This window comes from Undibacterium sp. RuTC16W, from assembly GCF_049339445.1.
Lineage (GTDB): Bacteria > Pseudomonadota > Gammaproteobacteria > Burkholderiales > Burkholderiaceae_D > Undibacterium.
In genome coordinates this window covers 142,331-155,551 of sequence record NZ_JBMPPE010000004.1, presented here as the reverse complement: position 1 = coordinate 155,551, position 13,221 = coordinate 142,331, and the positions used below count along the sequence as shown (strand labels likewise).

Sequence of the window (13,221 nt, the reverse complement as noted above, 5' to 3'; positions counted from 1 at the left end):
CGTAGCCACCCACATCGCTACTTCAAGATGCCAGCCAGGCACTCAGCGCGCGCAAACTATCCTCGGTCAACTCGCCGGCTGCAGCGGCCAGACGCAAGCGTGCCAAAAGATAATCGGCACGGGCCTGGACCAGGTCCAGCTCTGCCGTAAATAACCTCTGCTGCGCATCCAGAACGTCAAGCTGCGTACGTGTGCCAACGTCGCGGCCAAGTACGGTTGCTTCAAGGGCGCTACGTGCCGATACCAAGGCCTGCTCCAGGGCAGCGATACGGGACACCCCGGTCGTCACGGCAAGGAATCCATCTTGTACTTTGATGCGCACGTCTCGGCGTGCGGCATCCAGTTGGTGCTCTGCCTGATAGCGTTTGGCGACTGATTCACGCTGGCGTGAATCAAGTGCTCCGCCAGCATACAAAGGGATATTCAATTGCAGGCCTACGATGGTGGTCCGTTCACCATTGGGTGCCACCAGAGGTGAGAGGCCGCCACTCTGTGCATTGGCACCATAGCTGGCCACAATATCTATAGTTGGACGTCCGGCAAGGCGGTACTTGTCAATTTCAGCTTTGGCAATATCTAGTTCTGAACGGCGACTCTTTACCAGGCTGCTTTGATTCTCCGCTTTGGTCTGCCAGGTGAGCAGATTTTCCGGCTCAGGCCGCACAGGTGGGGATGAATTCAGTCGGGAGAGTTGATCTGGTTGCGCACCAATAGTCTCGCGGAACTGGGTCTGTCTCAATTCCAGTGCGGACTGTACCGAGACTGCGCGTGCATTGACACCATCCAGCCTGGCCTGCGCTTCCTGCACGTCGGTGATCTTGCCTTGGCCGATGTCAATACGCGCCTTGGCGCGATCGCGCTGATGGCGAAGTGCGTCCTGTTCGGCCTGCACCACGCGGAGCGCCTCTTCCGCCACTAACACGCCAAAATAGTTTTCTGCCACACGCAAGACAAGATCTTGTCGCGACGCATCGAACTGGAATTGTGACAACGCAGTTTGTTCCCGCAGTTGCTGCCGGTTTGCCCGGGCTGCCATATCGTACAGTGGCTGGACCAGTTGTACCGTCATCTGACGCGCTGTCCCCGTGCTATCTGCTGGAACCAAGGGCGAAATGGCTGACGGAGCATCGGACGTGAAGTGATCATGGATGCGGCTGAGGTTTGCCTGGAGGTTGATACGCGGACGTAACAGGGCATCACCCTGCACGGCCTTCTCGCGCCCTGCAGTCAGCGCCTCACTATCGGCCAGGCTGGCCGGATCATATTGCAAAGCCTGGCGATAAGCCGCAACCAGATCGATGGCGCTAGCGTGCGGAACGTTCAGGCCAAGCAGCAAGCAGATTGCAACCTGCGTCGCCCGCATGGAAATATGGGTAATCTTTTTCATGGAAATATCTCTTCCTTTAACTTGTCATTAGGCTGCTATTGGGCGCTGCGCCCGATAACAGAGCGCGTACAGCGCTGGCAGGAAAACCAGGGTCAGCAGAGTCGCCACCGTCAGGCCACCCATAATTGCCCAGGCCATAGGACCCCAGAACACTGATTCGGTCAGCGGCACCATCGCCAGGATTGCAGCCAGCGCGGTCAGCAGGATGGGGCGCAAGCGACGCACTGCAGATTCAACGATAGCTGTCCATAACGGCATGCCATTTGCGACTTCTTCATCTATCTGCACGACCAGGATCACTGAGTTACGGATGATCATCCCGGCAAGAGCAATCACTCCCAGCATCGCCACAAAGCCGAACGGGATTTGGAAGGCAGCCATAATGGCACTTACACCTATCAGGCCCAAAGGCGCAGTGAGCAGCACCAGTGCCATCTTTTTCATGTCTTGCAGCTGTATCATCAGCAGTATCAGCACCACGATAATAGTCGCGGGCATCACGGCGGCTACTGAAAGCTGTGCCTTTGCGCTTGATTCAGCGGCACCACCAACATCAATGCCGTAGCCCATTGGCAATTCCTTCGCCAACGCCTCTATCTTCGGTTGCAATGCAGCTGTTACGTCGGGTGCCTGCGCGCCTGAAATGTCAGCCCGCACTGTCAGCGTTGGGATGCGGTTACGACGCCACAACTCGCTGTCTTCGCTATCGAGTGTGAGCCTGGCCACTTGCGAGACCGGTACAAATTTGCCATCGCGCAGATAAATCTTTGCATCCTTGAGATTGTTGAGGTCAGTGCGTTCCGCATCGATAAGGCGAGCAACCACGTCAATGTTTTGGTCATCTTCACGGAATTGAGTAATCGGAGTACCAGACAACGAAGCTTCAAGTGCAGCCTTGATCTGATAAGAACTAATGCCCAGTGCACGTGCCTTGTCCTGGTCTACATCAACCCGCATGCGCTTGACACTTTCGCCCCAGTCCTTGTTGACATTACGGACAAAGGCGTTGGTGCGTACAATTGCCGCCACACGCTCACCTATCGCACGAACCTTTGCGTTGTCAGTGCCATACACACGGAATTGCACTGGGTAGCCAACAGGAGGCCCATTTTCCAGGCGATTGACACGGCCCCTGACATTCGGCAGGCGGTTTTCAAAAATCCCCTGTATCTTTGTCACAGCGCGCTCACGTGCTTCACCGCCTTTGGTCATCACCATCATTTCACCGAGGTTGATATTCGGCGTTTGCGCATCCAGCGGCAAATAGAAACGGGGAGCGCCATTGCCGACGAAGCTGGTTACCGCAACGATGTCTGCATCATCCTTCAAGAGTTTTTCCAGTTCACGCACTTCGCTCTGGCTGGCTTCAAAGGTAGCCGCCTTTGGCATCCACAGATCTACTATCAATTCAGGGCGATCAGATGCGGGGAAGAACTGCTGTGGTACTGTTTTGAACAACATAAGAGACGCAACAAAAACCGCCAGTGTGATACCGATCACCCAATGACGTTTCACCAGACAAAAATTCACAAACCAACGAAACTTCGCATAGAAACCGCGTTGATAGACAGCATTCTCATCATGTGATGCGTGTGCATTTTCCTTCAACAACTTGTAGCCAATATAAGGTGTGAAAATGACAGCGACGATCCATGACAGCAAGAGTGAGATACCCACGACCTGGAACAGGGAGTACACATACTCGCCGGTGCCAGATTTGGCAAATCCCACCGGCAGAAAACCGGCTGCTGTGATGAGTGTACCCGTCAACATAGGAAAAGCTGTGGCGGTGTACGCATAAGTAGCAGCGCGGAATTTGTCCCAACCTTGCTCAAGTTTCAAAGCCATCATTTCCACTGCAATGATAGCGTCATCGACCAGTAGTCCAAGGGCGATAATCAGCGCACCCAGGGAGATGCGTTGCAAGTCTATGCCGAGCAAATACATGGCCAGGAACGTCAATGCCAGCACCAGCGGAATACAAAGCGCCACCACCAGGCCAGTACGCAAACCTAATGAGAAGAAGCTCACAGCAAGTACAATCAATACCGCCTCGGTCAGGCTCTTCTTGAATTCATGGACCGAATGCTCAACGACATGTGGCTGATCGCTGACAGCATGTATTTGCACGCCTACAGGAAGGTTAGATTTAATTCTGCGAACAGTTTCGTCCAGTTTGGCACCGAGATGAATGACGTCGCCACCCTTGCGCATGCTCACTGCCAGCCCGATCGCGTCATTGCCATTGAAACGCATCCTTGATACGGCAGGTTCGACAAATCCGCGTCGCACTTCGGCGATATCACCCAGCCTGAAGGTGCGTTGACCGGCACGAATACCGATCGCACGTATGCCTTCAACGGAGTCGAATTCGCCACTGACGGTCAGGCGTACCTGTTCAGCCGAGGTCTGTACTGTCCCGGCGGCGGCTACAGCGTTCGCCTGTGCCAGAGTGGATGCAATCAGCGCTGGATCGAGGCCAAGTGAAGCTAATTTTGCATTGGAAATCTCGACATAAATTTTTTCTTCCTGTTTGCCGAGCAGATCAACTTTGTTAACGTCATCCACGCGCAGAATCTCGCTGCGTGCATCATCGGCAATCTTGCGCAGGTCGGCGTAGCTGAAGCCATCGCCCGTAATCGCATACAAATTGCCAAAGGTATCGCCGAACTCGTCATTGAAGAGTGGCCCTTGCACGCCCTGTGGCAGGGTGGCTCGTATATCATTGACCTTCTTGCGCACCTGGTACCAGACATCCGGTACAGCACGCGGCGGTACATCTTCCCGCAGGTTGATTTTTATCTGTGTTTCGCCCGGCTTGACATAGGTTGACATATAGTCAATTTCAGCCACGCCCTGCAGAGCACGCTCGAGCTTGTCGGTCACCTGATCAGCCATTTGTTGTGCGGAGCTACCCGGCCAATAGGTTTGCACCACCATGGTCTTGATCGTAAAATCTGGGTCTTCCTTCTGACCCAGGCGGCTATAGGCCAACGCACCCGCTACTGATAAAAGCAGCAGCAGAAAAGCAATCATCTGCTGATGCTTCAATGCCCATTCTGAGAGATTAATACGGCTCATTTGCTCTCTCCCGAAGCGACGACGGGTGCCTGATCGACCAGTTTGACTTGCTGGTCAGCATGCAGCTGGTGCACACCGGCAGTCACGACAATTTCTCCGCCAGTCAGTCCGCTGGCTATCAGCACGCTGTCTTTCTGTGCTGCACCCAATTGAATATTGCGGGCAGCAACACGTTTCGTTTTCGGATCGACTATCCATACCTGACGTTGGGCCTCGTGATAGACGATGGCCGTCAGCGGCAAGCGGATTGCACTGCTACCTTCGATATCAGGAGCAAATACCGACGCGGTCATACCCAGTCGCAGCAAGGCAGGATCGGGCTGCTCGATAGCGATGCGGGCCGAGTAAGTACGCGTCACGCTGTCGGTGGCCGGAGCCAGTTCACGTAAGCTGCCATTCCAGACCTTGCCTGGATAAGCCCAGACAGACACTTGCAGTGACTTGGCTTTGCGTAGCTCATCCACACGTGACTCAGGGATACTGATCGTTACCTCGCGCTCACCATCGGCATCCATAGTCACGACTGGCTGGCCCGCTGCAACTACCGACCCAGCTTCTGCATTGATGGCGCTCACGACACCATCGCGATCTGCTACCAGGGTTGTGAAGCCCCGCAAATTGGCGTTCATTTGCTGACGGGCTTGCGCCGAACGCAGTTGCGCCTCGGCCTGGTCCAGTGCCAAACGCTGGTTATCAAGTTCCGCCTGCGATGCAAAGTTTTTTGCCAGCAATTGCTGGGCACGTTGAACATCAATTTTCGACTGCGCGACACGGCTGCGTGCAGCATCGACATCAGCACCGGCAGCATTCACCATCAGCATTTCCTGTGATGGATCAAGTTGCAGCAGTGGCTGGCCACGCTTGACGTGACTACCAACTTCAACCAGGCGCGCAACAATCTTGCCTCCAGTACGAAAGCCAAGCTGGCTTTCGTACCGGGAACGAATTTCACCTGAATAGTTGGCACCTACCGAACCTGTGGTCCGGCCTGCAATGAGCGTCCGCACTGGGCGCACATCTTCATGCTCCGGTGGTTGAGAGGGGGCGCAGCCTGCAAGGATATGCGCCGCCATGATTGTAAGTATTGCTGATCGATTGTATTTAAACATTTTCCGTCCTCCTGTCGGGTACTGCGTATCGGCGAATGCCGACGACATCCTCATGGCATGTGCGTAAGCCATTGCGGTTCTCCCCAATGGCTTGATCAAGGCAGATCATCATTCGCCTGAACCTGTGATTACAGGTCTGTTGCCATCTTAGGTGGGAGTAATATACATCATAACGACATATTTGTCATGTTGACGTTTAATTTAATTTGAAATTATTTTAAACGATCAAGACAATCTGGATCAACGTCACTGGAAGAAAATAATCGCGGTCGTGCAATCGGCAATCCAGCGATATGGATTGACAAATGTGAAGGCGTAGAGCCTGGAGAAAATTGGGAACGAGCAGATAGGGAAAACGACGAATTCAGGAACTATGTCCGCAACTATTTGGCAAATTGCAAGATAGATGTAGCTGGCAAGACCAGATCCGGCAGAGGCAGCCCAACAATTTTTCCCGCCTCAAGTTCCCCCCCCCCCAGCCCTTGCAGCATGGCCTTTACGATCGCTTCTGGATAGCCGGGGTCCAGCACATCCCTGGCCAGCGAATAGGCAGCACTGAACATGACGCCCACTACAAGGTCGATGGCGGCCCTCTGTCTGACGCGCTGGAACTGGTCCACCATGACACCAAGCGCAACGTCACGTGTCAGAAAGCGAATCCCAAGCAAACTACTGTTCGCTGCGGAGGCGGGCAAGCGGTATATATAGGAGGCAAATTGAGGAAATCTGATCACTGCATGCAGCAGCAAACGCGCTCCGCAAGAGATCCGTTCAATTGGCTCTGGACAGCACTGTACGATAGGATCAATGGCGCCCAGCAGTTCATTATTTATTTCGATGGCAAGCGCGACCAACAGTTCATCATAGGTTTTAAAATAATTGTAAAAGGAACCGCGCGCGACTCCAGCCTGCTCAATAACATCTCCGATCAGGGCTTGCGACCCTTTCTTTGAGAGGACGTGTAGCGCGCTTTGCAGCAGTTTTGTGCGCGTCTTCTCGCGACGCTCGGCAGCCACACGGCTGCGATGATCTTGTGTTCCTTCAGCTCTCATATTTTGTCCTGGCAGTCACAACCAGCGATTGGCTATGCATTGCCGGATGGTGCCCATCACTTCCTGCGTATATATTAAGTCAACCAATAAATGACATTTTATCCAAACTGACGATAGTGTCAATTTAAATAAAGGCGTTATTGGATTTTCTCAAGAAATCAAAAAAATATTGGAAAGTCATCACGCTAAGATTTTCGTAACATCGTTTATCTCCAATAAAGTGCAAACACCTAAAAGTAAGACTTACGCAAAAACTAAAACCACTCATCACAGAGACACTGAGATACGGGTAAAAGCAGGAGCAAGCAGTCCCTTGAATTTTGATATTAAATGGAACCCAAGCAGAATGAGCCTTCTGGCACGAAATTATCTCTGGAAGCCGCATATAGCATACGACTTCCACTTGTATAGTGAAAGGCAACTTATCGGTTTGCGTAAGTTCTAAAAAAAATACATGGTCGCAAATTAGCGATGCCAACATTACATAAGCGCTGATAGTGTTGATGCTTCGAGTAGCCCCCTCTGGACAGATTTCATTCAGTGTTGATGATCAATATAATTCATCTCTGATCAAGTACTCAGAAAAAATCTTCTCTTTAATTATCGATACTGTCATTTTGACGTTGATGTCAATTAAAGTTTCAACGTATAATGAAAAATTATATTTCAAGCATTTAAGCGAATGAAATCCGAACAACCAGAAAATCATAGAACACGAGTAGGCGCAGAACGTCGTGAAAAAGCACGTGCACGTCTGCTCGAAAGCGCATTGCTGGTCTTTGCAAACAAAGGGCCCGAATCAGCCGTCATCGATGAAGTCATCGCATTGGCTGGCATGTCACGCGGTTCGTTTTACAACTATTTCCGCACAAACAAAGAGCTACTGGAGGCAGTAGCCGAGGAAATAAGTAACGAGTTACTGGATGTAATCGATCCGGTTGTATTGCAATATGAAGATCCAGTTGTACGTATTACTTACGGCTGCCGGCTATTGTTGCATGCGGTACGTGATTATCCTTTGCTTGGTAATTTTTTATCGCGTCTGCATTGGCCTACCCTGGGCAAGTCCTTACATGGAATTACCTTTATCTCAAGAGATATAGAAATGTGCGTTGCTCAGGATAAGTTTTTATGTACGAAAAGAGTTGCCTTCGACCTCATGGTCGGTGCGACGTTTGGTGCGGTCAACTCACTGGTGCAAGACAATTCAACACCTGACTACCCTGAAGCAATGCTGTTAGCCTTACTACGCGGACTAGGTGTGGAGAAGCGAGTGGCCACTCGTCTCGCTGCAGCTACGCTTCCAACTATTGTGTTTGACGACCAATCCATTTTGCAACGCACACTGGAACGCGCACGAACGCAGGTAGGTGGATCCGGCAAGTCCTGAGTCAACCAGGGAGCATGATTAGCGCCCCCCTCAATGTTGTCGACCGCATTGAATTTAGTTAATGATCTTTCGCCTGATAAATCTACAAAACAGTTGGCAATTCTTTAGCGTCGCGTGAAAATCGAACAAAAAATACACAGCCTTTGCACCTTACACAGGCAATAAACCAGGACAATATTTCCTGAGCTACTGTTTAAGCTATCAAATCATCCTTTGCGATGCCTTACGTTCAATACCCAATTTGGTAGTGGCGCCCTGTATGCTTGCGTAGTGTCGCTAAGAGGCTCCAACCAAAGGCGACCACATTGGCTCCTTCGGTCACTTCCAGCTCAAGCAGATCACTGCTGGCATCGCAATGTGCCATGGCAAGCTGGACAGTGTTGCAAAAGCCAGATTGCATCAGGTTGCGTGGCGAACCGTTAACCGCATACGAACTGGCATACCTACGTCGCACCAGGCCACGACCTGTCACTAGGCGCGCTCAAGTACGAATTCCATCAAGGCATGGATCAAACTTTTATGCCTGTGTTGGTGACAGTGCCGTATCTGCTGCTGGAATTACAGCCGCTGGCGCCGACGACTTAGTCGCCGGTGGTGTTGCTGTTATTGAAGGTGCTGTGATTTTTTCCGTGGCGTTTAACACTGAGTTTAGGACAGGCTCCAATGTCGCGAAACGTCTGACGGAGAAAGTTGTGCGAGTGATTATACTGAGCAAGGATACACAAATTTCAGTCACTATGGCATTCGGCTTAGCACAAATTGATCACAATGAGCTTGGCAATCACCTCTTACAAGAGCCGACAGAACACTGTATCGCGGCAGATAGGGCGGGATCAAGTTATGACGGCATCGCTTACTTAATTTGTACTTGGCGATGGTCAAAATAGAAATGCCCCAAATAAATATTTCGGGATCAATAAAAATATTCGAAAATTACTCCGATTTAGCGGCAAGAGCGCGCAACTTATCTTTCTTGCTCGGACGTTTTCCTTTGATACCCCCATTCGGATCACTGACCGCAACAACGACAGTGTCTCCAGATGCCGCCGGGCCGGATGCCGCGCCATCAAATGAGGGCTCGAAACCAGGAATATGCTCGCGCGCCACTTTGATTTTATGTCGTTGCTCTATCAATCGAAAATGCGCTTCATTTGCGCTGTCGGCACAGACGAAACTGATGGCAAGGCCCGACTCTCCTGCTCTGCCGGTACGTCCGATACGGTGTGTGTAATCGTCACTAGAGCGCGGTAAATCGTAGTTCACCACCACCGGGAGCTGGCTGACATCGATACCGCGCGCTGCTACGTCGGTCGCGATCACTACCTTGAGGCGAGATGCTTTGAAATCGCTGAGTACCTGGCTACGCTTACCCTGACTTTGTTCACCATGAAAGGCTTCGGCATTGATGTCGGCACGACGCAGTTTGGTCGAAATCAGATCGGCTGCATATTTAGTCGCGACAAAAACCAGCACACGTGGCCATTTTTCGCTGGTAATCAGGTGCCGCAATAACTGCGCACGTTGTTTAGCATCGACCACAATTGCCCGCTGCTGAATATCGGGCGCTGTATCCGCTGTGGTTGCGATCTCAATCTGAACAGGGTCGTGCAGCATACTCGTTGCCAGCAGCGTAACCTGAGGAGAAAAAGTCGCGGAGAAAAACAAATTTTGTCTTTGTGCTGGCAGTAATCTTACAACCTGGTTCAATTCATCTGCGAAGCCTAATTCAAGCAGGCGATCGGCTTCATCCAAGACCAGCGTGCGTACCGCAGAAAGTTGCAGCGCATTCTGCGATACCAGATCAAGCAAACGTCCCGGCGTGGCAATCACGATATCCGCGCCTCCGCGTAAATGCATCATCTGCGGATTAATCGATATGCCGCCGAACAGCACTGCGAGTTTGACAGGCTGTGGCAGATGTTGCGCCAGAATGCGTAAAGTCTCCCCGACTTGGGTTGCCAGTTCGCGGGTAGGCACCAGAATCAATGTCTGAACGGCTCTGGCCTCACCACGTGGCTTGTTCGCCAAGGTTTGCAGCAAAGGCAGGCAAAAAGCTGCGGTCTTGCCAGATCCGGTCTGAGCCGATGCCAGCACATCGCATCCCGCTAAAATGGCAGGAATCGCGGTAGTCTGAATAGGCGTGGGTTCGCGATAAGCCCGCTCATGCGCTGCATTGATCAGTGCGGCAGATAAACCAAGTGAAGAAAATGACATAACAAGGGTACCCAAAAGAGGTAAGGTAAGGCAACACAGCGTGCTGTGATTATCCAAGGTGAGAGCGAGCTCAAAGTGTATTTCAATCGCAGCCTCATCCATAGACAATATCAGCGGCGATGCTATCGGCCAGGATCGGCTAGATTTGGCTAAATTCAGTATTCTGGCGGTTGCCCCATCAGGGATTCGAGTTTTTGCAAAAACAAATGAACATGATAGGCATCTACTAAAGCGTGATTGGCAAAAACAGCGACCGGCATCATGAGTTTACCGTCTTGCTCATGGTATTTCCCGACTGAGATTTTTGGCACACTGTCTTTTTCCTTAAATTGCCTGGCATGGGTAAGTCCGGTAAAACTGATCCAGGGGATCGCGGAAAAATGGATGACGTCATTGCGGACCATTTCTGCATTAAAACCTAAGCCGCTAGTTTGCCGAGCACACGTCATTGCCGCCTCGGCACCCGAAACAAATACTGAAAACGAGGGATCAAACGGAAAATCACAAAAGGCGAAGGTATGATCATCACGCTGCACCGTTGCAGATGCATTAATCCTGGCGTAATCGACGACCTTCCCGTCTTCAATCCGGTATCGCATAGCATCGGTTTGATTGACGGCTTTTACTATCTGGTACAGATAAAACAAGAAGAATGATAACTTCTGCTCTTTACAATATTGCCGTGCCCAAGTGCAATCCACATGGGCGACGATACCGTGAAAAGGTTCTTCAAATTGCGAAAAATAGGCAAAGTGCTCGCGCCGGTTCCAGGTAGCGAGATCCAGAACGGTCTTCATGCTATTTATGATAAATTTCCGGGCGTGATTTATTCCTTTGTTCGAAGACTATTTTCGCATCTTGTACTGCACGCTCCTGAGTACGCATCTCAGGATGATCATCGTGCAAACTGAAATAGTCTGCGGCCTGAGCACGCATCACATACTTAATTGCTGCCTGATCGCTGAGATCATACATCTCGGTCATTAAGGTGGTAACTTCATCTAAATATTCTTCATAGGTCATGCTGGTTCCTTAGTCTGTTGGTGTGGGAAGGAGAGCCTGACTTCGCTCTGCATCCTGTTTATCACTTATACGCTGTGCTAAACAAATTAAACACTTTAAGCGCATTAAGCGTATTAAGCCTATAAATCGTTCGTGGTATTCATACTACGTTACCGGGCACTGTGTTGCCTCAAGTAACGAGTTTGTTTATTGATGGTTCATTTGGTAACAAGCTGTAATTCGATCTGCACGACGATGCATTTCGTCCTAAACTTGCTATGCTTATAGTTATATTTTACTGAAAAGGTTAATGATGAACTGGACAAAATCCGTACTTTGCTCGCTGGCGCTACTTGCTGCAGCGAGCAGCAACATCGCCTGGGCAGATCACCCTCATTTTTATCATGGTCCGCGCTGGGGTGTAGGACTTTATGTCAACCCATTTCCCATCGTCAGAAGTAGCTACTACTACGGTAGCCCTTACTATTATCCGACTACTTACCGCTATTATCCAGAAGTTGTTGTCGCACCGGTAGTAACGACCGTTCCCCAGACTGTCTACATTGAACAAAGCTACTCAGGTCCGGCGATCACAAGTACTTCGACTAGCACGACTACTTATGCCAGTCCCAGCGCACCACAGCAAGGCAACGGCGACTGGTACTATTGCCATAATCCGGATGGATTTTACCCCGCAATAAAAAGCTGCCCATCTGGCTGGCAACGGGTCCCGGCACAAGCCCCCGCAGACCGCTAATCTGCCTGACTATTGTTTATCTATAAAATTAACGAATAATTGATGACAAATTGACGAAATAAATGCGATTAGCTCTAAACATAAAGGGCGCTGACGGCGCCCTTTATGTTTTACATGCCAGTGAGCCGTAATACCCACCGGCATCCAGACTCTCTATGCTGTTAGATCATCGTTTCAACGTAAAACTTCACGTATCGTCGCCGCCAGTTCTTCTGCCACGAATTTTGCCACATAGGCATCCGCACCGACACTGCGGACATGATCTTCATTGGTTGATCCGGACAAGGACGAATGAATAACTACCGGCAAGGATTTAAATCTGTCATCCTGCTTGATATTACGGGTGAGAGTAAATCCATCCATTTCCGGCATTTCCAGATCGGTCAATACCATGGCTACCTTGTCATACACGGTCTTACCTTCAGCCTGAGCGGCCGCAGAGATTGCCTGCAACCGTTCCCATGCTTCGCGTCCGGTTTTAGTCATGATGAATGGCAAGCCCATGGCATTTAACGCTTGCTCAACCAGCCCGCGAGCAACCGCAGAGTCATCCGCGGCCAAAATAGCCGTACCTGGCTTGATAATAATTTTTGATCCTATCGTTTCAGGATCAACATCTTTTCCGCCCTTGGGAGCGATCTGACGCAGAATTTGCTCAACATCAAGCACTTGTGCTAAACGGGTATCCTCAACATCTCCGTCAAGCCGCGCAATACTAGTTACCATACCACCGCCTGCACTTGACTCGGCTGACAATACCTGACTCCAGTCTAAGCGAACAATTTCTTCGACTGATTCCACTGCAAAACCTTGAGTTGAGCGCGCATATTCAGTGACGAGCATGATATTGAGGCCAGTCTTCGGTTTGCAGCCGACAACCGAAGGCAAGTCAATCACCGGGATGATTTGTCCTCGCAAATTAACAACACCGAGATTATGTGGTAAGGAACCTGCTACCGCCGTGATAACGGGCATGGCGACAATCTCACGCACTTTAAACACATTGATACCAAATAACTCTGAGCGATCACCAGTGACATCGCCGCCCAGACGAAACAGAAGCAACTCGAATTTATTAGAACCAGTCAGGTTGGTGCGTTCATCAACTTCCTGTTGTACGCTACTGATACTCATGTCTGTCATCCTCAAAGGTTAGGGAGTCGATCATGTTTACAGTCAGAGAGAAGTATTACTGAGTTCCTCTGACTACATCAAATTGTGCTGCCAGC

11 protein-coding genes are annotated in these 13,221 nt (G+C 50.6%); 3 read left to right on the top strand and 8 right to left on the bottom strand.

Going from position 1 to position 13,221, the window contains the following annotated elements:
* Positions 1-22: 22 nt before the first annotated feature.
* The 4 genes from ACO0K4_RS09635 to ACO0K4_RS09620 all read right to left on the bottom strand — a co-directional run bounded on the left by ACO0K4_RS09635 (position 23) and on the right by ACO0K4_RS09620 (position 6,629).
* Positions 23-1,387, bottom strand: a complete 1,365-nt coding sequence (locus ACO0K4_RS09635; protein WP_422956411.1) for a TolC family outer membrane protein — start codon at positions 1,385-1,387, stop codon at positions 23-25.
* A gap of 27 nt (positions 1,388-1,414) precedes the next feature.
* On the bottom strand, positions 1,415-4,468 hold the full coding sequence (locus tag ACO0K4_RS09630) for an efflux RND transporter permease subunit (protein WP_422956410.1): 3,054 nt from the start codon (positions 4,466-4,468) through the stop codon (positions 1,415-1,417).
* Positions 4,465-5,577 carry an efflux RND transporter periplasmic adaptor subunit gene (locus ACO0K4_RS09625; RefSeq protein WP_422956409.1) on the bottom strand — a complete coding sequence of 371 codons (1,113 nt, stop codon included), beginning with the start codon at positions 5,575-5,577 and terminating at the stop codon, positions 4,465-4,467. Before ACO0K4_RS09625 ends, ACO0K4_RS09630 begins: the two co-directional genes overlap by 4 nt.
* Before the next feature lie 383 nt (positions 5,578-5,960).
* A complete protein-coding gene (locus ACO0K4_RS09620) occupies positions 5,961-6,629 on the bottom strand; it encodes a TetR/AcrR family transcriptional regulator (RefSeq protein WP_422956408.1) in 669 nt (222 codons plus the stop codon).
* 682 nt (positions 6,630-7,311) lie between these two features.
* On the opposite strand from ACO0K4_RS09620, the gene ACO0K4_RS09615 reads away from it, so the two are divergent.
* Positions 7,312-8,019, top strand: a complete 708-nt coding sequence (locus tag ACO0K4_RS09615; protein WP_422956407.1) for a TetR/AcrR family transcriptional regulator — start codon at positions 7,312-7,314, stop codon at positions 8,017-8,019.
* Positions 8,020-8,381: 362 nt separating this feature from the next.
* Complete coding sequence (locus ACO0K4_RS09610) at positions 8,382-8,906, top strand: hypothetical protein (RefSeq protein WP_422956406.1); 525 nt, start codon at positions 8,382-8,384, stop codon at positions 8,904-8,906.
* Between the two features lie 46 nt (positions 8,907-8,952).
* On the opposite strand, the gene ACO0K4_RS09605 is transcribed toward ACO0K4_RS09610, so the two are convergent.
* The 3 genes from ACO0K4_RS09605 to ACO0K4_RS09595 all read right to left on the bottom strand — a co-directional run bounded on the left by ACO0K4_RS09605 (position 8,953) and on the right by ACO0K4_RS09595 (position 11,256).
* Positions 8,953-10,233, bottom strand: coding sequence for a DEAD/DEAH box helicase (locus ACO0K4_RS09605; protein ID WP_422956405.1), 1,281 nt, complete (start codon positions 10,231-10,233; stop codon positions 8,953-8,955).
* 155 nt (positions 10,234-10,388) lie between these two features.
* On the bottom strand, positions 10,389-11,030 hold the full coding sequence (locus ACO0K4_RS09600; protein WP_422956404.1) for a CatA-like O-acetyltransferase: 642 nt from the start codon (positions 11,028-11,030) through the stop codon (positions 10,389-10,391).
* 1 nt (position 11,031) lies between these two features.
* Complete coding sequence (locus ACO0K4_RS09595) at positions 11,032-11,256, bottom strand: hypothetical protein (RefSeq protein ID WP_422956403.1); 225 nt, start codon at positions 11,254-11,256, stop codon at positions 11,032-11,034.
* 289 nt (positions 11,257-11,545) lie between these two features.
* Here ACO0K4_RS09595 and ACO0K4_RS09590 point away from each other — a divergent pair, with 289 nt between their 5' ends.
* Positions 11,546-11,992 carry a hypothetical protein gene (locus ACO0K4_RS09590; RefSeq protein ID WP_422956402.1) on the top strand — a complete coding sequence of 149 codons (447 nt, stop codon included), beginning with the start codon at positions 11,546-11,548 and terminating at the stop codon, positions 11,990-11,992.
* A gap of 174 nt (positions 11,993-12,166) precedes the next feature.
* Here ACO0K4_RS09590 and ACO0K4_RS09585 read toward each other — a convergent pair whose 3' ends face one another.
* Complete coding sequence (locus ACO0K4_RS09585; protein ID WP_422956634.1) at positions 12,167-13,120, bottom strand: chemotaxis protein; 954 nt, start codon at positions 13,118-13,120, stop codon at positions 12,167-12,169.
* Positions 13,121-13,221: the final 101 nt, after the last annotated feature.

What these genes read in the sequence shown, in the direction of transcription:
- ACO0K4_RS09610 (WP_422956406.1), top strand. Translation starts at nt 8,382, where the DNA reads ATGGCAAGCTGGACAGTGTTGCAAAAGCCAGATTGCATCAGGTTGCGT.
- ACO0K4_RS09635 (WP_422956411.1), bottom strand. Translation starts at nt 1,387, where the DNA reads ATGAAAAAGATTACCCATATTTCCATGCGGGCGACGCAGGTTGCAATC.
- ACO0K4_RS09600 (WP_422956404.1), bottom strand. Translation starts at nt 11,030, where the DNA reads ATGAAGACCGTTCTGGATCTCGCTACCTGGAACCGGCGCGAGCACTTT.
- ACO0K4_RS09620 (WP_422956408.1), bottom strand. Translation starts at nt 6,629, where the DNA reads ATGAGAGCTGAAGGAACACAAGATCATCGCAGCCGTGTGGCTGCCGAG.
- ACO0K4_RS09625 (WP_422956409.1), bottom strand. Translation starts at nt 5,577, where the DNA reads ATGTTTAAATACAATCGATCAGCAATACTTACAATCATGGCGGCGCAT.
- ACO0K4_RS09595 (WP_422956403.1), bottom strand. Translation starts at nt 11,256, where the DNA reads ATGACCTATGAAGAATATTTAGATGAAGTTACCACCTTAATGACCGAG.
- ACO0K4_RS09590 (WP_422956402.1), top strand. Translation starts at nt 11,546, where the DNA reads ATGATGAACTGGACAAAATCCGTACTTTGCTCGCTGGCGCTACTTGCT.
- ACO0K4_RS09630 (WP_422956410.1), bottom strand. Translation starts at nt 4,468, where the DNA reads ATGAGCCGTATTAATCTCTCAGAATGGGCATTGAAGCATCAGCAGATG.
- ACO0K4_RS09605 (WP_422956405.1), bottom strand. Translation starts at nt 10,233, where the DNA reads ATGTCATTTTCTTCACTTGGTTTATCTGCCGCACTGATCAATGCAGCG.
- ACO0K4_RS09615 (WP_422956407.1), top strand. Translation starts at nt 7,312, where the DNA reads ATGAAATCCGAACAACCAGAAAATCATAGAACACGAGTAGGCGCAGAA.